Annotated in this window: 28 protein-coding genes; 15 read left to right on the top strand and 13 right to left on the bottom strand. The window is 54.0% G+C overall.

The window, feature by feature from the left end; all coding sequences use genetic code 11:
* The first annotated feature begins 59 nt into the window (after window positions 1-59).
* Entirely contained in the window at window positions 60-584 is a 525-nt protein-coding gene (locus EL294_RS01505) for a hypothetical protein (RefSeq protein ID WP_126464772.1), read from the top strand.
* Here the strand turns inward: EL294_RS01505 and EL294_RS01500 are convergent.
* Window positions 578-1,105 carry an AI-2E family transporter gene (locus tag EL294_RS01500; protein WP_164715174.1) on the bottom strand — a complete coding sequence of 176 codons (528 nt, stop codon included), beginning with the start codon at window positions 1,103-1,105 and terminating at the stop codon, window positions 578-580. The genes EL294_RS01505 and EL294_RS01500 overlap by 7 nt on opposite strands.
* A gap of 43 nt (window positions 1,106-1,148) precedes the next feature.
* Here EL294_RS01500 and EL294_RS01495 point away from each other — a divergent pair, with 43 nt between their 5' ends.
* Entirely contained in the window at window positions 1,149-1,577 is a 429-nt protein-coding gene (locus tag EL294_RS01495) for a hypothetical protein (RefSeq protein WP_126464770.1), read from the top strand.
* Here the strand turns inward: EL294_RS01495 and EL294_RS01490 are convergent.
* Window positions 1,574-2,020 (bottom strand): nucleoside deaminase, encoded by a 447-nt coding sequence (locus tag EL294_RS01490; protein WP_197721096.1) that lies wholly within the window; start codon window positions 2,018-2,020, stop codon window positions 1,574-1,576. The genes EL294_RS01495 and EL294_RS01490 overlap by 4 nt on opposite strands.
* Before the next feature lie 56 nt (window positions 2,021-2,076).
* Between EL294_RS01490 and EL294_RS01485 the strand changes: the two genes are divergently transcribed.
* Genes EL294_RS01485 through EL294_RS01475 form a run of 3 tightly spaced genes read left to right on the top strand, consistent with a single transcriptional unit; the run spans window position 2,077 to window position 4,127 of the window.
* The gene (locus EL294_RS01485) at window positions 2,077-2,907 is read left to right on the top strand and encodes a M55 family metallopeptidase (protein WP_126464769.1); all 831 of its coding nucleotides are present in this window, start codon (window positions 2,077-2,079) and stop codon (window positions 2,905-2,907) included.
* Between the two features lie 12 nt (window positions 2,908-2,919).
* Complete coding sequence (locus tag EL294_RS01480; protein WP_126464768.1) at window positions 2,920-3,567, top strand: HAD family hydrolase; 648 nt, start codon at window positions 2,920-2,922, stop codon at window positions 3,565-3,567.
* A complete protein-coding gene (locus EL294_RS01475) occupies window positions 3,564-4,127 on the top strand; it encodes a VanZ family protein (protein ID WP_164715173.1) in 564 nt (187 codons plus the stop codon). The genes EL294_RS01480 and EL294_RS01475 overlap by 4 nt, the downstream gene beginning before the upstream one ends.
* An 18-nt stretch (window positions 4,128-4,145) precedes the next feature.
* On the opposite strand, the gene EL294_RS01470 is transcribed toward EL294_RS01475, so the two are convergent.
* Entirely contained in the window at window positions 4,146-4,928 is a 783-nt protein-coding gene (locus EL294_RS01470) for an alpha/beta fold hydrolase (protein ID WP_126464766.1), read from the bottom strand.
* A 76-nt stretch (window positions 4,929-5,004) separates the two neighbouring features.
* On the opposite strand from EL294_RS01470, the gene EL294_RS01465 reads away from it, so the two are divergent.
* Window positions 5,005-6,234: a tetratricopeptide repeat protein gene (locus EL294_RS01465; protein ID WP_126464765.1), complete on the top strand. Its 1,230-nt coding sequence runs from the start codon at window positions 5,005-5,007 to the stop codon at window positions 6,232-6,234.
* On the opposite strand, the gene EL294_RS01460 is transcribed toward EL294_RS01465, so the two are convergent.
* The gene (locus tag EL294_RS01460; RefSeq protein WP_126464764.1) at window positions 6,224-6,415 is read right to left on the bottom strand and encodes a PspC domain-containing protein; all 192 of its coding nucleotides are present in this window, start codon (window positions 6,413-6,415) and stop codon (window positions 6,224-6,226) included. The two genes, EL294_RS01465 and EL294_RS01460, sit on opposite strands and share 11 nt — an antisense overlap.
* A gap of 78 nt (window positions 6,416-6,493) precedes the next feature.
* Between EL294_RS01460 and EL294_RS01455 the strand changes: the two genes are divergently transcribed.
* Both EL294_RS01455 and EL294_RS07875 read left to right on the top strand, forming a co-directional pair.
* Window positions 6,494-7,357, top strand: coding sequence for a polyphosphate kinase 2 family protein (locus EL294_RS01455; RefSeq protein ID WP_126464763.1), 864 nt, complete (start codon window positions 6,494-6,496; stop codon window positions 7,355-7,357).
* Between the two features lie 9 nt (window positions 7,358-7,366).
* Window positions 7,367-7,522 (top strand): LDCC motif putative metal-binding protein, encoded by a 156-nt coding sequence (locus EL294_RS07875; RefSeq protein ID WP_164715144.1) that lies wholly within the window; start codon window positions 7,367-7,369, stop codon window positions 7,520-7,522.
* A 56-nt stretch (window positions 7,523-7,578) separates the two neighbouring features.
* On the opposite strand, the gene panC is transcribed toward EL294_RS07875, so the two are convergent.
* Genes panC through EL294_RS01440 form a run of 3 tightly spaced genes read right to left on the bottom strand, consistent with a single transcriptional unit; the run spans window position 7,579 to window position 10,121 of the window.
* On the bottom strand, window positions 7,579-8,427 hold the full coding sequence (gene panC, locus EL294_RS01450; RefSeq protein ID WP_126464762.1) for a pantoate--beta-alanine ligase: 849 nt from the start codon (window positions 8,425-8,427) through the stop codon (window positions 7,579-7,581).
* A 6-nt stretch (window positions 8,428-8,433) separates the two neighbouring features.
* A complete protein-coding gene (gene panB / locus EL294_RS01445) occupies window positions 8,434-9,261 on the bottom strand; it encodes a 3-methyl-2-oxobutanoate hydroxymethyltransferase (protein ID WP_126464761.1) in 828 nt (275 codons plus the stop codon).
* Window positions 9,258-10,121, bottom strand: a complete 864-nt coding sequence (locus tag EL294_RS01440) for a Rossmann-like and DUF2520 domain-containing protein (RefSeq protein WP_126464760.1) — start codon at window positions 10,119-10,121, stop codon at window positions 9,258-9,260. The genes panB and EL294_RS01440 overlap by 4 nt, the downstream gene beginning before the upstream one ends.
* Before the next feature lie 317 nt (window positions 10,122-10,438).
* On the opposite strand from EL294_RS01440, the gene EL294_RS01435 reads away from it, so the two are divergent.
* The 7 genes from EL294_RS01435 to EL294_RS01405 all read left to right on the top strand — a co-directional run bounded on the left by EL294_RS01435 (window position 10,439) and on the right by EL294_RS01405 (window position 15,538).
* Window positions 10,439-11,071: a hypothetical protein gene (locus tag EL294_RS01435; RefSeq protein WP_126464759.1), complete on the top strand. Its 633-nt coding sequence runs from the start codon at window positions 10,439-10,441 to the stop codon at window positions 11,069-11,071.
* A gap of 49 nt (window positions 11,072-11,120) precedes the next feature.
* The gene (locus EL294_RS01430; RefSeq protein ID WP_126464758.1) at window positions 11,121-11,504 is read left to right on the top strand and encodes a hypothetical protein; all 384 of its coding nucleotides are present in this window, start codon (window positions 11,121-11,123) and stop codon (window positions 11,502-11,504) included.
* A gap of 182 nt (window positions 11,505-11,686) precedes the next feature.
* On the top strand, window positions 11,687-12,670 hold the full coding sequence (locus tag EL294_RS01425; protein ID WP_232006490.1) for a phosphate ABC transporter substrate-binding protein: 984 nt from the start codon (window positions 11,687-11,689) through the stop codon (window positions 12,668-12,670).
* A gap of 53 nt (window positions 12,671-12,723) precedes the next feature.
* The gene (locus tag EL294_RS01420; protein WP_126464757.1) at window positions 12,724-13,611 is read left to right on the top strand and encodes a PstC family ABC transporter permease; all 888 of its coding nucleotides are present in this window, start codon (window positions 12,724-12,726) and stop codon (window positions 13,609-13,611) included.
* Window positions 13,601-14,440, top strand: a complete 840-nt coding sequence (locus tag EL294_RS01415) for a PstA family ABC transporter permease (protein WP_126464756.1) — start codon at window positions 13,601-13,603, stop codon at window positions 14,438-14,440. Before EL294_RS01420 ends, EL294_RS01415 begins: the two co-directional genes overlap by 11 nt.
* On the top strand, window positions 14,427-15,098 hold the full coding sequence (locus tag EL294_RS01410; protein WP_164715172.1) for a phosphate ABC transporter ATP-binding protein: 672 nt from the start codon (window positions 14,427-14,429) through the stop codon (window positions 15,096-15,098). The genes EL294_RS01415 and EL294_RS01410 overlap by 14 nt, the downstream gene beginning before the upstream one ends.
* A gap of 44 nt (window positions 15,099-15,142) precedes the next feature.
* Window positions 15,143-15,538, top strand: coding sequence for a secondary thiamine-phosphate synthase enzyme YjbQ (locus EL294_RS01405; RefSeq protein WP_126464754.1), 396 nt, complete (start codon window positions 15,143-15,145; stop codon window positions 15,536-15,538).
* A 99-nt stretch (window positions 15,539-15,637) separates the two neighbouring features.
* Here the strand turns inward: EL294_RS01405 and pepI are convergent, their stop codons facing one another.
* The 6 genes from pepI to EL294_RS01375 all read right to left on the bottom strand — a co-directional run bounded on the left by pepI (window position 15,638) and on the right by EL294_RS01375 (window position 22,419).
* Window positions 15,638-16,525: a proline iminopeptidase gene (pepI, locus tag EL294_RS01400; protein WP_126464753.1), complete on the bottom strand. Its 888-nt coding sequence runs from the start codon at window positions 16,523-16,525 to the stop codon at window positions 15,638-15,640.
* Window position 16,526: 1 nt separating this feature from the next.
* Window positions 16,527-17,615, bottom strand: coding sequence for a M24 family metallopeptidase (locus EL294_RS01395; RefSeq protein WP_126464752.1), 1,089 nt, complete (start codon window positions 17,613-17,615; stop codon window positions 16,527-16,529).
* 27 nt (window positions 17,616-17,642) lie between these two features.
* Window positions 17,643-18,974, bottom strand: coding sequence for a peptide MFS transporter (locus EL294_RS01390; RefSeq protein ID WP_126464751.1), 1,332 nt, complete (start codon window positions 18,972-18,974; stop codon window positions 17,643-17,645).
* A gap of 9 nt (window positions 18,975-18,983) precedes the next feature.
* Entirely contained in the window at window positions 18,984-20,768 is a 1,785-nt protein-coding gene (locus EL294_RS01385; RefSeq protein ID WP_197721095.1) for an aminopeptidase P family protein, read from the bottom strand.
* A gap of 216 nt (window positions 20,769-20,984) precedes the next feature.
* Window positions 20,985-21,341, bottom strand: a complete 357-nt coding sequence (locus EL294_RS01380; protein WP_126464749.1) for a hypothetical protein — start codon at window positions 21,339-21,341, stop codon at window positions 20,985-20,987.
* A complete protein-coding gene (locus EL294_RS01375; RefSeq protein ID WP_126464748.1) occupies window positions 21,319-22,419 on the bottom strand; it encodes a sulfurtransferase in 1,101 nt (366 codons plus the stop codon). Before EL294_RS01375 ends, EL294_RS01380 begins: the two co-directional genes overlap by 23 nt.
* Window positions 22,420-23,821 lie beyond the last annotated feature (1,402 nt).

Raw genomic sequence — 23,821 nt, 5'->3', positions numbered from 1 at the left:
ACTTCAATTCTTGTTTTCTCGTCCGTTTATAGTACAATAAATGATAAGGATGTGACGCTATGATTCGATGCACGTTACGGGCCACCACGGCCCCGCCCGTATCGATGCAGTACACCTTCTTCGACGAAGAAGGACTGCCGATACTCACCAACGCCACGGAAGAAGCCAAGGACAATTTCGACGTCCTGCTCCGTGAAGTCCCTATTATACCCTATACTTTATCACTAATCGATGCCGAAGGAAACGAACTCTTTTCCCTCCACAAAAAAACCGCCGCCCCGTTCGGAAGCCGCGGTTTTACGATGGTGTACGGAAAGGGACGCATCGTATTCGAAGAGGATAAAGAGCGCTTCAGTATGCCCGACATCAGCTTTTGGTATAACCGAAAGAAGTTCGATCTGGTGGGCTTTGTCCGCGCGCGGGAATTTTTTATCGAGTACGACGAACAAAAACTCGCCACCATCACCGGCAGACCCGTGATCGGCGGCAAGGAATACTACATCCACATCCTGAGCGATGCGCTTCCGTTAGAGGCGTATTTCGCCGCGGCGTTGATACTCGACATCTATTTTCACAATTATTGATCTTTCCCTTCACCTTGCGAGCGCACAGAATCCTCTTCTTCCTCACGAGGTATTTTTTTACCCGCAACCCGCTCGGCGCGCATATCTCGGTAGGCGGAAAGGATCACCGTCGCCACCGGGCCGATCAGCGCGCCCCAGGGCCCGAAAAGCACGGTCGCGGCGACGAGAATCCCGAGGCTCGCGAGCGGATGGAGCGACACGCTCTTTCCGATCCAAAGGGGAACCAGCACCTCTTGAATTAAAAAGCAGAGGCCGAAGAGGATCCCCAAACCCAAGGCGAGTCTAGCCTCTCCCGACAAAAGGGCGATAAATCCCCAGGGCACGAGGACGATCCCCGCGCCGATCACCGGCACCAAATCCACCAGCGTGATCCCGAAGGCGATGAGTCCCCAGTAGGGCACGCGCAGCAAATACAGACCGATCATAAGAACGACCCAGGTGGCGAGCGCCCCGAGGGCCATGCCCCGCAGATAGCCCGCCGCCCGGTGTCTGATTGCGTACAATACCGTTCGAATATCCATATATCTTCCTCCCGGAAGAAATATACCCGAAACGAGGTACATTATGAAACAGTACAGCGAATCCATAACCATTAAAGGCGATGCAAAGATCGACGAGAGCGCCGTCCTCGACGAACACGTCACCATCGACGCCACCGAAGGCGCGGTCTTCATCGAAGGCGGCGCGCATATCGAAAAGGGCACGGAGATTCTGGGCGCTGCGGGCGCGACCACAAAAATAGGCGCCTACGCCCATATCGGCGAACACGCGCGCATTCGCGGCAGCCAAATCGGCGCCTATGCCACCGTAAAAGACGAGGTCATGACGGGACATGAGGTCTATGTGGGCGATTATTCCATCGTCGAGGCGAAGACCGTCTTAAACGACACCGCCAAAGTTCCCTCCCGCGCGGTGGCATCGGGAAGCCCGTTTTCGATCGTGCGTGGCCTTACCCAAGAAGAGCTCGACGAGGCCGACGGAAGGCGCTGCTAGTCCGCTCGGAGCGTTTCAAAAAAATCGCGCATCAATGCGCCGCATTCCGCTTTCAAAAGCCCCCGCTCTACGATCACGCTGTGATTAAAGGCGCGATATGCCGACAGATCCACCACCGAACCCGCGGCGCCGAAGCGAGGATTGTCCGCGCCGATATACAAGCGGCGAATGCGGGCGTTTAAGATCGCCCCCATACACATGGGGCAAGGCTCCACTGTGACATACAAATCCGCCTCGCCGCGGCGCAGTTTTCCGCTTTTTGCGGCGGCATCGAGGGCGATTATTTCTGCGTGCAAAAGGGGATTTTTGCGCCCTTGTGAAAGATTGTGCCCCCGGCCTGCGATCTCGCCATCCGAGACCACCACACAGCCAATGGGCACTTCGTTCTTTTCGTAGGCACGCCGCGCTTCTTTTAAGGCTTCGCGCATCCATTGTTCGTTCATGCAAACACCTCTTTTCGATCGTCTTTTCTCTTATAGTAACACGGAAAGGAACGGCTATGAAAATATACATCTCCTTTGATATGGAGGGCATCGCCGGCGTCGACAAGTTTTCCGACGAGTTCAAACAGCGCACCCGCTACCTCGCCGCCATCGACGCCCACTTTCAGGCGCTGATAAAAGGCATTCAGGAAAGCCCCCAAAACGATGCGATCACCGCCATCACCGTCGCCGACAGCCACGGGGAAGGCAAAAACCTCGACTACCTCGCCTTAAGCGCCTTGGATCCCCGCATCGAACTGATCAGCGGCTACCCCCGACGGGAATATATGATGACGGGGCTTTCCGACCACGACCTGGTGATCTTTTTGGGCTACCACGCCGGTGGCGGCCAGCATATGGCCAATATGGACCACAGCTACTCCACCGATTTTCACCGCGTCACCATCAACGGCATCAAGTGCTCCGAGGCGATGATCAACACTTTTTACGCCAGGGAAAAAGACATCCCCGTGGGACTGGTGATCGGCGACAAGGGATTGTATAATCAACTGATTCTCGAAGGCTATATGCCCTATGTCGAATACGTCATCACCAAAGAAAGCCTCGCCCACGACGCGGTACTGCACCGCAATTTTCAGGTGGTCGAGACCGAGATCCGGAGCAAAGTGCGCGAAGTCCTCGCCAAGGACTTCGCCGAAATGCCCCGGGGCGATTTGCCGCCGCCCTACAATCTCACCATCGAAATGAATTCCACCCTCCACGCCGACAAGGCGGAGATGATCCCCGGCATCATACGCTTAGACGGCTATCGGATCAACGCCAGCCTCGACACCGCCCGGGATCTGTTGAATATGCTGATGGCGCTCGAAGCCATCTGCCGCAGTTAGAAGGAGTCCGCTATGAAAAAAGCCATCGCTTTCGATTTCGACGGCACCCTGATCGATTCCATGGGTCTGTGGCGCCACTTGGGCCGCAACTTCATCGAATCCCGGGGGCTTACCTATACCGACGAGATCGATCAGACCATCTCGACCATGAGCCTATCGCAATCGTCGAAGTTCTTTAAGGAATACTTCCAGTTCGAAGACGCCGTGCCCGCCATCTACGAAGAGATGAGTTCCATCCTCTACTTGGGCTATAGCGAGACGCTGCTCTTAAAGCCCGGTGCGGCGGCGCTGGTCGAAAAGTCGGCGCGCCTCGTTCCCACCGTTCTCGCCACGGCGACCAACGAAGCGCTTCTCGCCCCGGCGCTCACCCGCTTCGATTTGAAAAAGTACTTCGCCTTTATTCAGACCTGCGATTCCGTGGGGCTCCAAAAAAGCGACCGCCGCTATTTCGACACCTTGGCCGAACGGCTCGAGGTCGCGCCCGAGGACATCGTCTTTTTCGACGACGCTCCCTATGCGCTGCGTTCGGCGAAAGAGGCGGGCTTTTATACCGTAGGCGTATGGGACGAACACAACCAACCCCATTGGGACGATGTCTTGGCCCATTCCGACGAGACCGTCAAAGACCTCGAAAATTTGGATCCGGGGCGGTTTGTTTGATCCGATACATCTGTAAAATGACGCCGATCATTGTGCTCGTATCCTTCTTGTCCTTTTCCTTTCTACGCGCCCAGTGTTTCGGCAAATACAAAAAAAAGAGCAATCGCAAGCGGGAGCGATTGCTCTTGGCCTTTTCCACCTATTGCCTATGGATTCTGTTTTTTCTCTTGATCGCCAATACCAATCTCGAAAACGGCGGCGTCACTTTGGGCATCGACACCGCGACAGAGGATTGGCGCATCAATCTGGTGCCCTTTGCCACCATGCGCTCCTTTCGCGACTACGCGAGCTTTCAGGGTTTCTTTTTGAATGTATGGGGCAATGTCCTGATCGCCATCCCCTTGGGCTTTGCCACGCCCATTCTGTTTCGGCGATTCCGCGGCCTCCTATCCTGCCTTTCTCTCTATGGAGCGGCGTTTTTGGCGATCGAAACCCTGCAGTACTTCGTGGGCCGAAGCGCCGACATCGACGACTGGATCTTGAATATGTGCGGCATTCTGATCGGCTACGGCATCGCCAAGGCCCAGCGCCGATTCGATCCCCGCATATACAATCGATAGCACCGGGGCCACTTCGGCTTACGGTGCTTTTTTCGGGTGCGCGGCGAGAAAATCCACGATGGCGCGAAGCACCGCATCGCGCTGGTTGTAGAGCAGAAAATGCCCCCCTTCCAACAAGAGCAACTCGCTGCGGGGATAGGCCGCCGCCGTGGCCATGGCGTCCGATACGGGAATCACCCGATCGCCCTTGCCGTGGATGATGAGTGCCGGCAGATCCCGCGGCGCCGTGCATCGATAGCGCCGAAGCGCCCGGTAGATGTCCAGCGGGTTTTTTTGCTTCAGCGCCTCTTCCAACAAGTGGAGATACGCCCGGGGGAGCTCGCCGTGAAAGAGATAGGTGCCGAGCATCTCCTCGATTCGCATCCGCTTCGCCTCTTGCCGCGGCAGATGGGCATACTTCTGCGCCTCGCCCCGAAGTCCCGGTAGGGTCACCCCGCCCACGCCGACGGCGGAAAGGAGCACCAGAGCGCTTACGCGTTCGCTTTGTTTGGCGAGTTCCATCGCCACGGCGCCGCCGAAGGACCAGCCTACCACCACGACATCCTCCAGTTCTTTTGCCGCGAGAAATTCCGCCATCATCGCCCCGTAGTCCTCCACGCGGCGCAGGCGGTGATTGTAGGTACTTTCGCCGAAGCCAGGCATATCAGGCACATAGACCGCCCCATATGCCGAAAGCGGCGCGGCGAGCGGTTCCATGGCACCCGACGAGGCGCGGTTTCCGTGGAGCAGAAGAATCGCCCTTCCCGTCCCCCGCCGACGATAGGCAAAGATCTCCCCGCCGGCGGCTTTATACTGATACATATTTCTCGTTCCTTTCTTTCTGCGGCGACTTGTGCCCGCCGTCGCCCTTTTCTATAATAGCCATAAGGAGGTTAGCATGCGAACCATATCGACCAAAGTGCGCCTGCGCGCCCACAACGAAGTCCAGGTCACCAACGCCTATCTCGCCCAGGCGGACACGGGATTTGCCCTCGTCGTCGACGTCATCAACAATACGTCCAAGACGATCGAGGCGATCAAGCTCGAAGTTATGTTTATCAACGCCTTCGACAAACTCATTTTCGACGAGACGGTCTTCCGCCACGACTACCCGGATCTCAAAATTCCGCCCAAGACCCTCTCCTATCTGCCCAACTGGATCCTCGACGAGCGCCATCACACCGCGCGGGGCGTGCGCATCCGCATCGCCGAAGTCCACTTCGACGACGCCACGAGAAAATACTACGACGGCAAGGACGAACACTACCAGACCGTGCCCATTATCCCCACCGAAAAGATGGAAAAGCTGCAAAAGCTCTTCGGCCCCGACTTCTATACCTACGGCGGCCGCTACAACCCCTATTGGCGCTGTATCTGCGGCTTTACCAACGGAGAGGACGACGAAAACTGCCGGTTCTGCCACCGCTCCCGAGACTTTATCCTCTCCGCCATGACAGAGCGGCAGGTGAACAAAAAGCTCTATAAAATGTATATCTCCCGGGACCGCGACCTGGCACAGCGGGCGAGCGAAACCCTGCACACCATGCCCATACGCCCTTTGACAGAAATCGACACCGAGCGCGGTCTTTTAGCCGACGAAAAACCCGTTCCCAAGCGACGGCGGATTTTAGTCTTTCTCGCCATCGCTCTGGGCATCGTATTTTTCAGCTTTTTTTCCTTCCGCATCTACCACAAAATCCACATCAGTCGCAACTACAAGCGCGCCCAGGACTTAATTGCCATGGGGCGCTACGAGGAGGCGGAGAGCATTTACGCCACCCTGCCCCCCACCGTCGACAATGTGGATATGGCGCTCAAACACGAGGAGCTGGCGAGCCTCAAGACCTCCGAGGCGAATTATAAAAAAGGGCTCGAACTGAGTCGAGCCGGTGATTGGATTCCCGCGTATGCGTATTATATGAAGGTCGAACCCGCCGATCACCAAAACTACCTAAACGCCGAGGCGATGATGCAGACCATCACCCGGCGCATCGTGCGGGAAGCGGAGACCGACGCCGCCCAAGGCGACGAAGTGGCCGCGGAACAAAAACTGCGCGCCCTCCTCGCAAACGACCCCGAAAACCGAGACGTCCGCGAAGCGCTCGCCAACCTGTTTCCTACCAGCTAGGCTCTTCGGGGATCAACACCGCGCAGAGAATGTAGACCAATAGCCCGCTGCCGCCGCCCAAGGCGAACAACACCCACAAAATCCGTACTAAATTCGAGTCGATGCCGAAGTACTCGGCAATGCCACCGCAAACCCCTGCAAATACTCTGTCTGTCGTGCTTCTGGTTAATCTCTTTCCCATAGTATCCTCCCATTATATTCCGTTACTGTTTGAAACGATTCATATTGGCGTATATACCCAAAAGGACGGTGAGTTACGATGAAAATAGAAAAATATAAAATCGACCGAAAGTGCAATGCCCGTATGCGGGACTACGATCCCTCGGACAAGGCGGGCCTCAAAAGAAAAGAAGTCGAAAACGAATTGATGCCGAAAAACCTCGCGCGCATGGCAGAACTTCAGGGCGCGCTCTATGCGGAAAACCGCCGGGGCATCGTCGTCGTGTTGCAGGCTATGGACGCCGCAGGCAAAGACGGCCTGATCAAACACGTCTTCACCGCCTTAAACCCCCAGGGAACGCAGGTGACCCCCTTTAAACAACCCACCGAAGAGGAATTGGACCACGATTACCTCTGGCGCGTGGTGCAGGCACTTCCCCGCCGGGGCAATATCGGCATCTTTAATCGCTCTCACTATGAAGACGTTCTGGTGACCCGCGTGCATAATTTACTCGCGGTACAGCAGATCCCCCAAAATCTCGTCGACGACCACATTTGGGAGCGCCGGTTTGAGGAGATCCGCAACTTCGAAGCGTATCTTCACCACAACGGATTTCGCGTCGTCAAATTCTTCCTGCATATGTCGAAAGACGAGCAGAAAAAACGCCTGCTTTCGCGCATTGACCGGGAAGACAAGAACTGGAAGTTTACCGAATCCGACGTCAGCGAGAGAGAGTACTGGGGCGAATACCAAAAAGCGTATGAAGACCTCTTGAGCAATACCTCTACGGAAAACGCCCCGTGGTATGTGATTCCTGCGAATCATAAGTGGTTTAGTCGCTATCTGGTCTCCGAGATCTTCGTCCGCGTTCTCGAGGATATGGACCCGAAATACCCGGAACTGCCGGAGGAAGAAAAGAGCCACCTCGCCCACTGGCGATCGGTTTTGGAACAGGATGATTAGAAAGGTCGGATGATCTTGAAATTCTTCGACGATATGAAGAAAAAGATCGACAAGAAACTGGAAAAAATGGGACAGGACAACAAAAAGAACTTCGGCGAAGGCAAATTGGATTGTTGCGGCCTAAACCAAAAGAACCAGCCTTCCCCCAAAGGTTCCTCCAAATAAAATAAAGAGGCTCCGAAATCCTTCGGGGCCTCTTTTTCTGTGTCCGTCGATTTCGTTTACGCCTCTGAGAAAAACGCGTTGTCGATCAGGCGGGTGTTGCCGATATAGACCGCCATGGCGATAAAGCTGTCCTCGCCTACGGTCTCGTCTCGTTCAAAATGCGGAAAACGCAAGATCTCCACATAGTCGATCTTGGCAAAGGGTTCCTTTTCGATCTCCTCCACCACGATTTTTTTCAGCGCCTCCACATTGCGCTCGCCGGCTTTTTTCGCATCGAGCGCCATGCGGATGGAGCGGCTTAGCACCGTTGCGGCGTCCCGCTCTTCTGCCGAAAGATAGCTGTTGCGGCTGCTCTTCGCCAACCCGTCGGCCTCGCGGATGATGGGACAGGGCACGATCGTCGTGCCCAGATTCAGATCCGACACCATCGCCTCTACGATGGCGAGCTGCTGCACGTCCTTTTGGCCGAAGTACGCGCGGTCCGGGCGGATCAGCGAGAAGAACTTGGTGAGCACCGTCGCCACGCCCTGAAAGTGATCGGGCCGGGTGATGCCGCAGAGAATGCGGATCATCGACGCGGACGGCACCACACGAAAGCCGAAGTGTGCGGGATACATCTCCGATTCGTCGGGGTGAAAGAGATAGTCCACCCCCAGCGATTCGCAAAAGGCGGCGTCCGCCTCCAAATCCCGCGGGTAGGCCTCGTAATCTTCCCCCGGTCCGAACTGGATCGGGTTTACAAACACCGACACGACCACCGTATCGTTTTCGGCGCGGCATTTTTTGATCAGCGAACCGTGCCCTTCGTGCAGTGCACCCATCGTCGGCACCATGCCCAGGCTCTTGTCTGCGGAGACGCCGGCGGCGATGCGTTTCATTTCTTCCAGACTGCGTATAATTTCCATATTCCGTTAAATCCCTTTCAATAGATCTTCGTCCATGGCGAATTCGTGTTCCTTTGTGGGAAACTCGCCTGCCTTTACCGCCCGGTCATAGGCGGAAAATCCTTCCTTCATCGCCTCGCCCACCTGCGCAAAGTGTTTGACGAACTTCGGCGTAAAATCGTCGTACATACCGAGCATATCCTGATACACCAACACCTGACCGTCGCAGTCCGCGCCCGCGCCGATCCCGATGGTGGGAATCGAGAGTATCTCGGTGATCTTCTTCGCCAAAGGCGCCGGTACGCATTCTAATACCACGGCAAAGGCGCCGGCTTCTTCCACCGCCTTGGCATCGGCGATCAACTTCTTTACCGTATCGTCGGTCTTGCCCTGTACCTTAAAGCCGCCCAAGGCGTTGATCGACTGCGGCGTAAGGCCGATATGGGCGCATACCGGGATCTTGGCGTCTACAATCGCGCGGATAATCTCCGCCACTTCGACGCCCCCTTCGAGCTTTACCGCATGGGCCATGCCCTCTTGAATCATGCGACCCGCATTCATCACACTGTCGCGGATTCCCGTGCTGTACGACAAAAAGGGCATATCGCAGACGATAAACAGTCGCTTCGCCCCCCGCGCCACGGCGGCACTGTGATGAATCATATCATCCACCGTAACGGGCAGCGTGTTTTCGTAACCCAGCATCGTCATCCCCAGGCTGTCGCCCACGAGAATCGAGTCGACGCCCGCTTCGTCCACCAGCTTTGCCGTGGTGTAGTCGTAGGCGGTGAGCATAGTCAGCTTTTCGCCCTTTTCCTTCGCTTCCTGAAATGTACTGACGGTAACTTTTTTCAACGGTCTTCTCCTTTCAACAATTTGCGCATCGGTTCGTAATTCCTTTCGGGATGCTTCGTTTCGGCGATTCGGGTGAGCACCTCACTCGCCGCCCGGTATAAGCGATCTGCAGAATCCGCGTCGTCGAGCACCGCGAGATGGCGGCGCACCGTAGATAGGTCGTTGCGCTCCACCGGTCCGGTGAGTGCCGCCGCGGGTCCCTTTTTCACGAGGTTTTCCATATTGTGCGTGGCAAGCGGCGCAAGCGCCGTCATCGCCTCGTCTTCCGAAAACCCATAGGGCGCCAAGAGATCGGTCGCCATCTTTCCCAGCGCCACCACGAGATTGCTCATCGCGGCCGTCGCCAAGTGATAGCCCGCCTTGTCCCACGTTTCCATCACCTTATACGAAATGTCGCGGTCGTTGAGAGCGCGGCGAAATACCTCCACCGCCGCCGCATCGCCCTCTAACGTAAAAAACGCACTGCCCAAGTCGCGATGGCCTTCCTCCCGGCTCGAAATGGCGAGCACCGGGTGCAGAGAACAGGCGGATACGTCTTTGGTAGTACGATCGAAGAAAAGAGAAGAAGACAGACTGCCGGCGGTATGGCAGAAGATCTTCCCCGAAATATTAAATTGTAGGCACTGCCGCCACAACGCTTCCATCGCGTCGTCCGGCGTGGCAAAGAGAATCACATCCGCATCGCGGATCAACTCCTCTAGGGACGCATATACCTTCGTATTCGTCCGCTGCGCCCCGTAACGGGCGCTTTTTTCGCTCCGGCTATAATAGCCCGAGACGCGCAGGGGGCCGGACGAGAACAGTCCGATCCCCAGACTGACGCCGACCTTGCCGGCGCCGATGATGCCGAGTTTTTTCATGGTTATCACCTCGTAGGAGTGCAATACTGAAGCTCTACATCGAAATATTTAAGTAATAGAAATAAGTGTATAGTTTCCTTCGAATACTACCACCTCTATTGTAGGGGGTTGTGATTTTTTTTACAACCCTCATTCTTATACAATTAGTATTCTACCAGTTAATTTAGGAAATTAGTTGACACCATTTTTAGTATTATGTATAATATATAAAAACATATCAGTGAGGAGTATTCTTAATGACTACATTTAATTTTGCTCGGTATAAGAATGTAGATAATAAATACAATATGCGTTGTCGATATGAAAGGAGGCTAATTATGAAAAAAATTACTTTGCTAATACTTCTTGTCTTTTCGATTTTGTTCCCTGTTTCTTTTAGTCATGCACAAGAAACTAATGTTGATAAGGCATATTTGATTGGAGAAGAAGGAAAAATAATAGAACTATCTCCGATTGATGTTACCTTGCGTAATGCCAATAGGAAAACTATTCCCTTAATTTCTGAAGGTTCTCTATTAACCAAAGAATATATGTATGAAGTTACCCCACAGAATTTTGGCAATACGGGCACCCTACAAGATATAAAATGGGATTCTACTGGCGGTTTGAAGGCGTGGGTCAAAATTAGTTATGGATATTCGAATGGTGGCTACCTGCTAAAAAGCGTAGAAGCGAACTGGCGTAAAGAGGATTCTAGTTTCGTCCTTTCAAATGCCCAAATAACCGGCATCTGTAATGGTGTGAATTATTATAATGGTTCTCCTGTAACTAACCAAATAAAAACTTGGTATGTAAATCCGGTAAAAACGATTAAATATACGAATTTTACCACCCCTATAAATGGTAATGCTTCCGGGCTTATGGGAGGGAAATCCTCCATTCATATTCGTCGTGGATCGAGCTCGTGGGACTTAGTGTTACCAGTTAACGCATATCATAGTAATGGTTAAGGAATTCGCCAAAGCTCCCTTTATAAGATCATGAGAAAAGAGATGGATTATGAAAAAATGGAACAGCATCTTATTTCTACTCATATTATTTGCAATATCATGGATTGCGAACTTGATTGAGCCTAACTGGATAAATCTTTCTTACGAAGGTAAGGTTGTTTTTGCCGACGCGCAAGCTTATAGATGGTTAATACTTTTAGTTATGGGGATAATCTCATATCTTTTCATCGAAAGCATTCCTGAACGGTTTAGAGGCTTATTGGGTGGAATCTTTATTCTCATCATAATTACCATTTATATTCTAGCTAAACTTAATGTGCAGATGGCACTCCAATTGTTAATGAATCCACCCAAATATTTCCCACCAATGCCATATATTGCAGGTTTCTTTGTAGTTGATTATTGGAATCGATGCCGTTCTAAGTCTGTATAATAAATAATATTGAATCCAATCTATCTATTGATTTAATATTTTTAAGCGGTTTATTATATTCCAAATAAACCGCTTTTTTAATGATGTAATCTTTTATCGAATCTAGGCTGAGTAAAGAATGTTAAGCTATGTTAAATTCTATGATGTAATCGGGGCAAATCAATAAGGAGGATTGGACATTTATGAAAAAGAACAATTTGTGGATGAAGCTCGCTTCTCTGACGCTGCTTTCCGTGCTGCTCTTAACCGCCTGTGGCCCCAAGGCAGACGATGCGAAGGCGAATAATTCAGCCAACGCAAACCAAGCGGAACAAACCGAAGAAGCCAAACCCGAGAAGGAAGCCGCAAAAACGGACGACGAATTTAAGGCGCAATTCACCTTTAACGGCTCGTCTACCCTGGCGCCGGTGATCTCGGCGATTTCCACCGACTTTATCGAAGAGTACGAAACCTGGGACAAGGTAAAATCCGATATGCCGAAGGACAATATCTCGATCTATGTTTCCGCCGGCGGATCGGGCGCGGGGGTCAAGTCCGTATTGGACGGCACCAGCGACTTCGGCATGATCGCCCGCGAATTGAAGGACGAGGAGCGGGAAAATCTAGAAGATCTCAAGGAATATAAGCTGGGGATCGACGCGCTTACGATTTCCGTAAACCCCGAAAACCCCATCGTCGAGCTGAAGAACAAAAATCTCACCAAGGACGAAATCGTAAAAATCTTCTCGGGCGAATACAAAAAATGGAGCGACATCGACGCTTCTCTTCCCGATACGGACATCGTCGTGGTAACCCGCGACCTTTCGGGCGGCGTCCACGAGGTGTTCCAAAAGAAGATTATGGGCGAAACCGAAGTCACCGAATCCGCCATTCAAGCTCCGTCGATGGGCGCATTGGTCACCAAGATCATCGAAAACCCCAACGCCATCGGCTACGCTTCCTATGGTATGGTGGGACAAAATGAGGGCAAGCTGATCCCCATGGACGTCGACGGCGTCTCGCCCACAGAAGCCAATATCTTGGACGAAAGCTATATCATTTCTCGCCCGCTGATCGCCATTCGATCCGGCGAGCCGACCGCATCCGAACAGGCCTTTATCGACTATCTGCAGTCCGATAAGGGAACGGAAACGATCAAAGAAATGGGATTCGTACCGATTCCATAACCCCAACGGGCTCTCGGCGCTGTCTGAGGGCCCCTTTTTTCAGGAGGTAAGCCGTGTCCGCTACACCCAACGCCCCGAAAAACTACGCGCCCCTTAAATCGATAAGCGCCGTCGTCGCCCTGCTCTCGGCGGCGGCGATGCTCTCTGTCATTCTCTTTATCCTCAAAGAAAGCTTGCCCTTCCTCACAGAAGAAGGCGCCTTTGCCCTCCTCGCCCCGGGCAAGTGGCGCCCCACGGGCAATACGCCGAGTTACAGCGTGTTCAATCTGATAGCCGCATCGCTCTATATCTTCGGCATCGCCATTGCCATCGCCCTCCCCGTCAGTTTGGGAACGGCGCTCTGTGTCCGCTTTTATCTGCCGCAAAGGCTCCGGGCACCGGCGCTCCGCCTGATCGGTATTCTCGCCGGCATCCCTTCGGTAATTATGGGCTTTATCGGCCTTATGGTCGTGGTAAAGGGCATCGAGCGCGGCCTCCATCTTTCCGGCGGCGAAAGCATCCTCGCCGGCGGGTTGGTGGTCTCGGCGATGATCATTCCCTTTATCGTTAACGCCGTCGCCGATTCCGCCCGCATGATGATCGAACGCCACCGCGCCGATTCCGAGGCACTGGGCATCAGTACGGAATATTTTATCCGCGCCGTCGCCCTCCCCGCTTTGGGGCGCTCCATCGCCATCGGCACGATCCTCGCCTTCTCGCGGGTGATCGGCGAGACCATGGCGGTGATGATGGTGATCGGAAACGCGCCCATTTTTCCGACTTTGCTCGGAAAAGCCGAAACCATACCCGGGCTGATCGCCCTCGAGATGGGCATGGCGGAGGTGGGCAGCACCCATTACAGCGCCCTGTTCGCATCGGGGCTGGTGCTCCTTATCGCCATCGGCGCCGTCAATCTCCTCGTAGAGCACATACGAAAGCGAAGTGTTTCCCATGAAATGTAAAGACGCCATCACAAAAGCACTTATCTTCTTTGCCTTTTTTCTCACCTGCGCCGCGGTACTCTTTGTCGTCGGCTTTATCGCCGCAAAGGGTATCGCCGTGGTGGATTGGGAATTTCTGACCGCGGGACCTGCGGGCATCCCCCAAGGCACCGAAGGGGGCGTCTTTCCCGCCATTATGGGAAGCCTGTTCTCGATGCTGCTCGCCCTATCGATCTCGGCGATTTTCGCCGTACTTACGGCGATCTATACGGCGTTCTTTTCTCAAAAATCCTGGCTAAAGGGCACCATCCGCTTCATCACCAAAAATATCGCGGGCCTGCCCTCGATCCTCTTCGGCCTCTTCGGCTACGGCGTATTTATCGTCTTTTTCGGCATACAGCGCTCGCTGTTAAGCGTAAGCCTCACCCTCGCCACCATGGCGTTTCCCTATATCGAAATCCACACCGAAAAGATCTTCGAAGAGATCGACCCGCGAATCGCCGCCGATTCCGAGGGGTTGGGGATCGCGAAAGAATACACCGTCTTTCGGCTTCTGCTCCCCATGGCGCTACCGGACATCCTCTCCGCGGTACTCGTCGCCGGCGCCTATGTGATGGGCGCCACCGCACCGGTAATTTTGACGGGCGCGGTGCTCGTCGCCAAGACGCCGAAGCATCTGACCGATCCGATTATGACCCTTCCCTTTCACCTGCATATGCTCCTTACCCAAGGCATTTCTACCGAAAACGCCTATGGCACCGCCTTTGTGCTCATCCTTCTGCTCGTCCTCGTAAATTATCTGTCCTATCTGCTCGTCGGAAAGTGGGGAAAACATCGTGCTGGAAATTAAACATCTCACCGCAGCGTATGGCGACCGCATCGTCTTTGAAGACCGCAACCTCGTCATCGCAAACAACGAAATCGTCTCTCTCGTCGGGCCCTCCGGGGGCGGCAAGTCCACCTTCTTAAACTGCATCAATCGCTTTATCCTCGACAAAGGCGGAAGTTTTCGCGGCGAAATCCGCCTCAACGGCGTCGATACCGTCACCTTCTCCGACGGCGAATTGCGAAAGCGCATCTGCACCGTCTTTCAAGACGCCCGCCCCTTTCCCTTGAGCATCGAAAAAAACATCCACTATGTCCTCGACTACTACGGCGCGCTCGATCGCGCGGAAAAAACTGAAGAACTGCTGCGCCGCGTGGGGCTATTCGACGAGGTCAAAGACAAGCTCCGGCTCCCCGCCGCCTCCCTTTCCGGCGGGCAAAAACAGCGCCTCTGTATCGCCCGCGCCCTCGCCACGGCGCCCGATGTGCTCTTGTTGGACGAACCCTCGGCCTCTTTGGATCCCGCCAATACCCGCATTATCGAGGAACTGATCCAAGACCTCTCCGCTCGCCACAGCATTCTCTTTGTCACCCACAATCTCGAACAGGCGGCGCGCATCGCTCATCGCACCGTCGCCATGGGGATTAAAAGAGATCGCTCTGTAATGCTATACTATCTATAATCGACACCAACCCCGATTCATGTATCTATGCGAAAGGAACTGATATGCTGAAACGTTTTTCCCTTCCCACCGAATCCGAAGAGATGATAGACATCACGCGCAAAGTCGCAGATTGCGTCGATGAGAGCGGCTGCCGAGAGGGATATTGCCTTATCTTTTGCCCCCATACCACCGCTGCGATCACCATCAACGAAAATGCCGATCCCGATGTGCAGCGGGATATCTTGACCGGTCTGGCGAGATATCTGCCCCATCAAGCGGATTTCCTGCATGGAGAGGGCAATTCCTGTGCCCATATTAAATCGAGCTTGGTGGGCGCCTCGGAACTCGTAATGATTACAGAGGGGCGGCTTTTGCTCGGCACCTGGCAGGGCATCTACTTTTGCGAATTCGACGGCCCGCGCACCCGCACATTCTATGTAAAGGTCGTAGCCGGCTAAGGCGCTACCGCTTTCTGATTTACACGCCGTTTCTTCGGGAACCGGATTTTTCTTAAAATTTTGCACACAAAAAAAGACCGCAATCGCGGTCTTTTTTATTTACGCAAAATCTTTCAGCCAGTCGGCGAGCACTTCGAAATAGCGCGCCTCTTCCTCCACAAATGCCATATGGCGGGAGTAGGGGAACAGTTCCCAACGGGAGCCTTCGATCTCGTCGTGCATACTCTTGGAGATATAGGGACTGGAGAGGTCCATCTGCCCGCTGGTGATGAGCACCGGGGCGTCGATCTCGTGGAGCCGTCCCCGGTAATCGTAGCCCGAGAGCGTGCCGGTGGGGCTGAACTCATTGGCGCCCCAGCCGGTGATATACACCTCGCCGCTGTTTTTCTTTTCGCGTTTGAGGTATTCGGGGGCATTGTCCGTCACCGTGGGCCCGCAGAAGAGGTCCATAAAGCGGTCCAGTGCGTCGAGATAGGCGGGATCGTCGTAGTTTCCCGTCTTTTCGGCGGTATGAAACACCGACAGATCCTCCGGCGCCATATAGTGCTCGATGCGCCGGTACTGTTCCTGCTTCCAAACCTCCGCGGCGTGCAGGGTCGAGGCGAGGGCGACCGAGAGTACGCCCGCGGGCTTTCTCTCGATCATATAGCTGATGGCGAGCATACCGCCCCAGGACTGCCCCAAGAGGTGCACTTTGTCCAGCGAGAGGTGTTCCCTGAGGGCGTCGAGCTCGTCCATCCACACCTCGGCGGTATAGAGTTCCGTATGCCCTGGCGTGGCGGATTCGCCGCAACCGATCTGGTCGTACATCACAATGGGCCGGTCCAGTGTCTCGGCGATTTTGTCGAATCCCTCGAAATAGTTGTGGGTCGAGCCCGGTCCCCCGTGCAGCAGCACCAAGGGCGCTTTTTTGCCCGCGGGATTCGCGATGCGGTAATAGGTTTCGAAACCCCGAAAGGGCATGCGGCCTTCGCGCACAGAAACCATATTACGCCTCCTCGTCGACGACGATAAGGTCTTTCGTGACATGGTTTAAGACCTCGCAGCCGTCCTCGGTGACGATCACCAAGTCCTCGATCCGTACGCCGATCCCCTCGTCCAGGAGATAGATCCCCGGCTCTACCGAAAAGACTTGGCCCGGGCGAATGATCTCTTCGTTCACCGAAGACACATCGCCGTATTCGTGGTCTTCCAATCCGATGGAATGGCCGGTGCGGTGGGTAAAGTACTTGCCGTACCCCTTCTCTTCGATATAGTTGCGGCAGGCGAGGTCCACATCGCACATGCGGTTGCCGGGCTTAGCAGCGGCGATGCCCCGAAGATTCGCTTCTTTTACGATCTCGTAGACTTCGCGCGCCTTATCGGACACTTCGCCGATAAAGACCGTGCGGGTCATATCCGAGGCGTAGTTCTTGTAAAAGCCGCCGATATCCAGCACCACGCTGTCGCCGCGCTTTCCCTTGGAATCGTCGGTGACGTGGTGGGGATCGGCACCGCCCCTGCCATAGGCGGTGATCGGGTCAAAGGACATTTCGGTGACGCCGTGTTCAGCAAAGAGTTCGCGGGTCTTGGCGTCGAGTTCCTTTTCGGTTAGGCCCTTCACCACCCAGGGAATCAGCTCTTCCATCACCGCATCGCAAATGCGGGAGGATTCGCGCATGATTTCCTTTTCTTCCTCGTCTTTGATCTGGCGAATCTTATCCACCAGAAGGGAGGCGTTTTTGTACTTGCGATCCGGAAAGATCTCCTGCAAGCGGAGCAAGAAGTGGGCAGGCCAGTTCTTGTCCACGCCGATCACTTCTCCGTCTTTCATATGTTCGGAAAGGACAGCGACCCCGTCTTCGATGTCGTTATACCACACGAGTTCCACGCCCACGTCCCCGTCTTGGGGGAAGAGCTCGTTGATGACGAGCTTCGCGGTGCCGTCCTCGTGGATATAGAGGACGAGCATCCTTTCGCCGGGGTGGATCCAACGATCCAGCAGATAGAAGATGGCCACCGGGTCGGAGATGATGATTTGGGAATATCCCGCCTCTTTCATGCTCGCGACGACCCGTTCGATTCGTTCCTTATGCATACTGATGCTCCTTTCCTGAAAATGCGATTATTCGTCTTCCTTGACCAGCTTGTTCAGTCGGCCGCTCAGCATATAGAGGATAATGCCCCCCACAATGGCGATGGCGGCAATGATAAAGTAGGTCGGTGCGAAGGGGAACTGTAACGTAAACTCATACAGATAGCCGTAGGTCTTGGCGGAGATAAAGATCGCCAGGGTCCAAACGCTCATCATCACCGAGAGCAGACGCGCCGGGGCGAACTTCGAGATAAAGGAGTTCCCCAAGGGAGAAAATACCATTTCGCCCAAAGAAAGTACGATCCCGAAGGCGATAATCCAACCCAAGTTGGCGAGACCGTCGCCTCTGGCGATATCGGCCACCGCAAAAATAATATAGGCGAGGCCCAAGAGCAAAAGACCGAAAGAGGTCTTTTGGAACATATTGAAGTCGCCCCGGGGACTTCTGGCACGGCGCGCCCAGAAGGCGCCGAGAATCGGTCCGAAGGTAATGCAGCAGAGGGCGTTAAGGGAGTCGAACCAAGCGGTGGGCACTTCATAGCCGAAAATGACCCAGTTTGCCGCCGGGTTGTCCCCGCTCCAGTGGAAGTACACGGGCATATAGGCCAGGTACCAGAACAGCCAGAACAGCGTCGAGAACGCCGATACCAAAATGATCGCAGCCACTCTCTTCTTTTCCATTTCCGTCAAGGGCTTTTTCACCGTAGCGGCCGCTTCTTTTTGCTCCGCCACGCTCTCGCGTTCGTCGACCTTAAAGGGTCGCTTGCCCGCATCGCCCAAATAACGCCATCCGAAGATAAACCAGATGGTATTGACAAACATCATAATGGCACAGACCAAGAAGCAAAAGGAGTAGCCCTTGCTCAGCGCCAAGACGCCGATGATCGTGGTCCCGATAAACGAGCCAATATTAACAAAAGAATATTGCGTCGAAAATGCCGTATCGAGGATCTTCGGATCGTCGAAGAGTCGACCGGTCAAGGCATTCGCCTGCGGCTTAAATAGCCCCGTACCGATGGAGACCACCGCAATCATTATATTGATCATCAATGCGGAATCCGCCTGCCATCCGATCAGATAGCCGACGCCCATTAAAAACATTCCCACCGGTATTAAGTACCGTGCGCCGATCCATCGGTCGGAGATATAGGCACCGAACAGCGGTGCGATATAGGTCATGGCGACGAGGTTTGCACTCATCTTCGCCGCATCGGCATCGGTCAATCCCAAACCGCCGTTCACTACGGCGGCGGCTACCATTACGGTCATCAGCCACTTCGCGGAATAAAAAGCAAACCGCTCCATGGAGAAGCCCAGGGACACGACATAAAAGCCGAAGGGCATTTTTACTTTCGTGTTCATTTCTTCCTCCTAAATTTCTTTGGTGTATTCTTTCAACCATTCCCGCTCGTCCTCGTCGAGGTGGGGCGAGATCGTGTCGAAAACCCGTTGATTGTACGCGTTAAGATACGCGATTTCGTCGGCATCCAGCATAGAGACATCCACCGCATCCATGTCGAAGGGCACCAGCGTGATGGGTTCGAAGTACATAAATTGTCCGTACTCGTTCGCCTCGGTCTCTTTGACTACGATGCAGTTTTCCGTGCGAATGCCGTGCTTTCCGGCAATATAAATGCCCGGTTCAATGGTGATAATCATGCCCGGCTCGATTTGATGGTGTTCGCCTTTTGCCGGATTGATCTTGTAGCGGAATCCCGTGGGACCCTCGTGAATATTCAGCAGTTGCCCGATTCCGTGGCCCGTGCCGTGGTCGAAGTTCAGGTGGTTTTCCCAGAAGGGCTTGCGCGCCAGCACGTCGAGGGCATAGCCGTGCGTGCCGTAGGGGAACACCGCCCGCGCCAGGCCGATATGGCTCTTTAAGACGAGCGTAAAGTGGAAGATCTCCTCTTCGGTCAGCTCGCCCAGTGCCAGAGTACGGGTAATGTCCGTCGAGCCTTCGCGGAAGTTCGCGCCCGTGTCGGACAAATACAATCCCTTCGGCTCGAGCGTCTTGTCGCTTTCGCTGTCGGCTTCGTAGTGTACGATGGCGCCGTGTTCCGCATAGCCGCTGATGGGGGCAAACGAAGGCCACATATAGCCGTCCTGTTCCTTGCGAAACGCCTCGAGTTTGTCGGAGGCGTCGATTTCGGTGATCGTCTCTTTGCCGATGCGGTGTTTGATCCAGTACATAAACTTGGTCCACGCCACGCCGTCTTTTACGTGGGCGATCGCCATATTCTCGAGCTCGACGTCGTTTTTCATCGCCTTCATCAAAATCGTCGGGTTCGCCGATTCGATCACCGCATTGTCTGCGGGGATGTTTTCGTAGAGGGCGTAGTTCATCTTGGACGGATCCAAGAGAATCGAGCGATCGTAAAGATTCTCTACAAAGGCGTACACGTCGTTATAGGGTAAGATTTCGACGTCTATCCCTTCCCAAGACGCGTAAATTTTGTCGTTGAGCTTCGCCGCATCCACAAAGAGCACGACGCGCTCCGCCTCCACCACGCAATAGCTGAGGACCAAGGGCGAGTACAATACGTCGTCGCCGCGCATATTCAGCAGCCAGCAAATATCGTCGAGAGACGCGAGAATATGCGTATCCGCGTCCTTTTCGTCTATCGCCTTGCGTACGCGGCCTACCTTGCTCGCCGCCGATTCGCCGGTGATCTCTACGGGAAGAGAAAAGGCTTTCTTTTCGGAAAAAGCCGGGCGATCTTCCCACAGCTCGTCGATTAAGTCCATATTGTAGACGATCGAGGCCGCCTTCGATTCTGCGATCTTTTCGTAGTCCGCGCCGTCTGCGACCGAAATCACGCGGCCGTCAAAGCCCAGCGTGCCCCCTTCGGGAAGCGCCGCTTTGACATACGAAAGGATCGTCGGTACATCGGGCTGGCCCATCTTTTGCAGCACAATGCCCGTGTCCTTCAACTGTTCTTCCGCCTGCAGGAAATATCTGCCGTCGGTCCACAGGCATACTTCCTCGGCGGTGGCGACCACCGTGCCGGCACTGCCGGTAAAGCCCGAAAGCCATGCCCGCGCCTTAAAGTACTCGCCTACGTATTCGCTTTGGTGAAAATCTTCGGAAGGTACTATGTAAACGTCTATATCTCTTTCTTTCATCAGAGAAAGCAAACGATCTACTCTTTGTCGCACCAATTTTCTCCTTTCTCCTGCTAAACTATATTCACAGTGCATATTATATAGTTAAGATAAATCAATGTAAATACTAAGTCAGCAAATTAAAGAAACCCCATTCCGCAATTTTTCCCGCGGGCAAGCCTTGATTCTATGCACTTTTACAATTTACTGCATTAAAATATGAAAAGCCGAATGACCGGCTTTTCATATAGTTTCCTTATGCAGTTGTATTTACCGCTGGTGGGGCCAAACCAACTCGTTTGCGCCCAAGAGCAGGCAAAAAATCGCCGCCGTGTAGTGATAGGGGGCAAAAAACTTCGCCGGATCGAAGAAAAAGTAGATCCCGAAGAGCGTGCACACCGCCGAAGACGACAGCGTCACTTTATCGAACCCCCGCTTCACATACAACAGGCCCGTGACAAAGAGCAGGAAGATAAAGCCGCCGACAAATGCCTTTTCGTAGGCGTATTCCATAAAGAGCATATGTCGCTCCATCCCCATCTTCGTCTCGCTAAAATAGAGAATCCCCAGCATCGAAATGCCGAGGATCCCCGTTACAATGCGCTTATTCCGCTGCGGCTTTGTCATTCGAAAGTTCTCCCACCGTGGTGTAGACCACATCGTCGGACTTGGGATCGCCTACTTGCACTTCGAGTTCGTCGTGCATTTGCCATTCGTTCCAACCGCCGTCGAACAAGGTCGCATCGACGCCGTTTTCATACGCCATCAGCCAGGGCAGGCACGCTCTCCAACCCGTACCGCAATAGAAGGAAAGGTCGTTTTCGGGTCCGAATCCCTGTTCCTTCCACATGGCCACGATCTCGTCCCAGGGCTTGTGGGTATTGTCTTCGTTTACGTAGTAGTCCATGCCGCTATTGCCTTCGCCGGACTTGCCCCATACCGCGCCCTTGGGTTCGCCCGCCTTGGGGATGTAGGTGTAGCCGGAGGTCTTGCCGATCCATTCCTCTTCGGAACGGATGGAAACCAGCTTAAAGTTGTCGTCCTTCAGCTTTTCCTGCACTTCTTCGAGGGAGAGTACATATTCCGGATGCGCCGGTATCTTCGTACCGAATTCCTTGGCCGCTTCGGGCTTGACTTCATCGGTTTCGGTTTCAAAACCGGCGGCTTCCCAAGTAGCGATATTGCCGTCGAGCACCTTCACATCTTCCACCCCGCCATAGAGCAAGGTAAAGGCCACGCGGTCGCGACCCGTATCTTCCCCGTAGACCACCACGGGCGTGTCTTTCGTAATGCCGTGTTCCAAAAACGCCTTTTCCAGCTCGTCGGCGGCACGCAGATTCCATACCGGACCTTCTTCGATCGAATCGGTATTCATATGGATTGCGCCGGGAATGTGCTTCTTCCTGTACATACCGTCCTTGCCTTCGCCCCAGGCGGCTTCTACGATGACGAGATCCTTCTCGTTCTTTTGCAGATCCGCCAGTTCCTTGGCGTCGATAAACACCTTGCGATCCACCGCTGCCGTCGTCTCATCGGCTGCTTCGGCATCCTCTGCCTTCTTATCTTCCGTCGCGGTATTTTCTGCCGCGGCATTCGTGGCATTGGCGCCGTTCTTGCCGTTTTCCGCCGGCGCGTTTTGTCCGCCACCGCAGGCCGTAAGTACCAACAATAGGCACATGCTCAACACGAGCGAAATTCTTTTCATAAATATACCCCTTGTATATGAATATATATCGATAGTACCACAGAACCCATCGGTACGTATCGATATAGGAAAATTAAATGCGGTTTTTGTTTGTGAGGTTTTCTCTATTGGGTGATAAGACACGCAGTTGGCGCCGTGCAATCCTTCGATTCGCGCCGCCCCCATTGTCATTCTAAGCGAGGAACTTTAGTTCCGAGTCGAAGAATCTCTTTCCCTACATAGGGTACACAACAAAGCCATCCCCGAAACGCACGACGTACCCTCTCTTTCGGAACTCAACGCACGCAATAGGCTCTGTGCAATCCGTCAACCCGCAATAGCTTAGGGAGATCCTTCGACTTCGCTGCGCTCCGCTCAGGATGACAAGTAGTTTTTCGCGACCCACCCCCCATTGTCATTCTGAGCGAGGAACTTTAGTTCCGAGTCGAAGAATCTCGTTCCCTACATGGCCCATGCAACGAAGTCATTCCCGAAACGCACGACGTACTCTCTCTTTCGGAACTCAACGCACGCAATAGACACCGCTCAGGATGACAAGTGGTTTTTCGCGACCCTCCCCTTATTGTCATCTTGAGCAAGGGGCGAAGCCCCGCGTCGAAAGATCTCTCTCCCTACACGGGGCACGCAAAGATGCATGGCCGAAACGCAAGACCCGCCCTCTCTTTCGGGCAACACTACACGCAGTAGGCTCTGTGCAAACAGTCGACCCGCAATAGGCCACGGAGATGCATTCATGACCTAACAGAAATCTTCGATTTCGTCGTAGATCAGATACCGCGCAGTCCAAATCTTTGATTTGGCTAACGGAGCGGCCGACTCCGCTTCGCTCCGCTCAGGATGACAAGTGTTTTTTCGCGACCCTCCCCTTATTGTCATCTTGAGCAAGGGGCGAAGCCCCGCGTCGAAAGATCTCTTTTCCTACATAGGGTACACGACAAAGCCATCCCCGAAACGCACGACGTACCCTATGTTTCGGAACCACTACACGCAGTAGGCTCTGTGCAATCTGTCGACCCGCAATAGCCCACGGAGATCCATTCATGACCTAACAGAAATCTTCGATTTCGTCGTAGGTCAGATGCCGCGCAGTCCAAATCTTTGATTTGGCTAACGGTGCGGCCGACTTCGCCTTCGGCTCCGCTCAGGATGACAAGTGGTTTTTCGCGACCCTCCCCTTATTGTCATCTTGAGCAAGGGGCGAAGCCCCGCGTCGAAAGATCTCTCTCCCTACACGGGGCACGCAAAGATGCATGGCCGAAACGCAAGACCCGCCCTCTCTTTCGGGCAACACTACACGCAGTAGGCTCTGTGCAAACAGTCGACCCGCAATAGGCCACGGAGATGCATTCATGACCTAACAGAAATCTTCGATTTCGTCATAGGTCAGATGCCGCGCAGTCCA

The sequence above is a fragment of the Aedoeadaptatus ivorii genome, assembly GCF_900638585.1.
Lineage (GTDB): Bacteria > Bacillota > Clostridia > Tissierellales > Peptoniphilaceae > Aedoeadaptatus > Aedoeadaptatus ivorii.
The sequence above is the reverse complement of the archived record's forward strand: the minus strand, read 5'-3'. Positions and strand labels throughout refer to the sequence as shown.

What these genes read in the sequence shown, in the direction of transcription:
- EL294_RS01405 (WP_126464754.1), top strand. Translation starts at nt 15,143, where the DNA reads ATGCTGAAACGTTTTTCCCTTCCCACCGAATCCGAAGAGATGATAGAC.
- EL294_RS01495 (WP_126464770.1), top strand. Translation starts at nt 1,149, where the DNA reads ATGAAACAGTACAGCGAATCCATAACCATTAAAGGCGATGCAAAGATC.
- EL294_RS01500 (WP_164715174.1), bottom strand. Translation starts at nt 1,105, where the DNA reads ATGGATATTCGAACGGTATTGTACGCAATCAGACACCGGGCGGCGGGC.
- EL294_RS01505 (WP_126464772.1), top strand. Translation starts at nt 60, where the DNA reads ATGATTCGATGCACGTTACGGGCCACCACGGCCCCGCCCGTATCGATG.
- EL294_RS01490 (WP_197721096.1), bottom strand. Translation starts at nt 2,020, where the DNA reads ATGAACGAACAATGGATGCGCGAAGCCTTAAAAGAAGCGCGGCGTGCC.
- EL294_RS01460 (WP_126464764.1), bottom strand. Translation starts at nt 6,415, where the DNA reads ATGGGAAAGAGATTAACCAGAAGCACGACAGACAGAGTATTTGCAGGG.
- EL294_RS01480 (WP_126464768.1), top strand. Translation starts at nt 2,920, where the DNA reads ATGAAAAAAGCCATCGCTTTCGATTTCGACGGCACCCTGATCGATTCC.
- EL294_RS01465 (WP_126464765.1), top strand. Translation starts at nt 5,005, where the DNA reads ATGCGAACCATATCGACCAAAGTGCGCCTGCGCGCCCACAACGAAGTC.
- EL294_RS01430 (WP_126464758.1), top strand. Translation starts at nt 11,121, where the DNA reads ATGAAAAAATGGAACAGCATCTTATTTCTACTCATATTATTTGCAATA.
- EL294_RS01395 (WP_126464752.1), bottom strand. Translation starts at nt 17,615, where the DNA reads ATGCATAAGGAACGAATCGAACGGGTCGTCGCGAGCATGAAAGAGGCG.
- EL294_RS01485 (WP_126464769.1), top strand. Translation starts at nt 2,077, where the DNA reads ATGAAAATATACATCTCCTTTGATATGGAGGGCATCGCCGGCGTCGAC.
- EL294_RS01390 (WP_126464751.1), bottom strand. Translation starts at nt 18,974, where the DNA reads ATGAACACGAAAGTAAAAATGCCCTTCGGCTTTTATGTCGTGTCCCTG.
- panC (WP_126464762.1), bottom strand. Translation starts at nt 8,427, where the DNA reads ATGGAAATTATACGCAGTCTGGAAGAAATGAAACGCATCGCCGCCGGC.
- EL294_RS01425 (WP_232006490.1), top strand. Translation starts at nt 11,687, where the DNA reads ATGAAAAAGAACAATTTGTGGATGAAGCTCGCTTCTCTGACGCTGCTT.
- EL294_RS01440 (WP_126464760.1), bottom strand. Translation starts at nt 10,121, where the DNA reads ATGAAAAAACTCGGCATCATCGGCGCCGGCAAGGTCGGCGTCAGTCTG.
- EL294_RS01455 (WP_126464763.1), top strand. Translation starts at nt 6,494, where the DNA reads ATGAAAATAGAAAAATATAAAATCGACCGAAAGTGCAATGCCCGTATG.
- EL294_RS01375 (WP_126464748.1), bottom strand. Translation starts at nt 22,419, where the DNA reads ATGAAAAGAATTTCGCTCGTGTTGAGCATGTGCCTATTGTTGGTACTT.
- EL294_RS01415 (WP_126464756.1), top strand. Translation starts at nt 13,601, where the DNA reads ATGAAATGTAAAGACGCCATCACAAAAGCACTTATCTTCTTTGCCTTT.
- EL294_RS01470 (WP_126464766.1), bottom strand. Translation starts at nt 4,928, where the DNA reads ATGTATCAGTATAAAGCCGCCGGCGGGGAGATCTTTGCCTATCGTCGG.
- EL294_RS07875 (WP_164715144.1), top strand. Translation starts at nt 7,367, where the DNA reads ATGATCTTGAAATTCTTCGACGATATGAAGAAAAAGATCGACAAGAAA.
- EL294_RS01380 (WP_126464749.1), bottom strand. Translation starts at nt 21,341, where the DNA reads ATGACAAAGCCGCAGCGGAATAAGCGCATTGTAACGGGGATCCTCGGC.
- EL294_RS01435 (WP_126464759.1), top strand. Translation starts at nt 10,439, where the DNA reads ATGAAAAAAATTACTTTGCTAATACTTCTTGTCTTTTCGATTTTGTTC.
- pepI (WP_126464753.1), bottom strand. Translation starts at nt 16,525, where the DNA reads ATGGTTTCTGTGCGCGAAGGCCGCATGCCCTTTCGGGGTTTCGAAACC.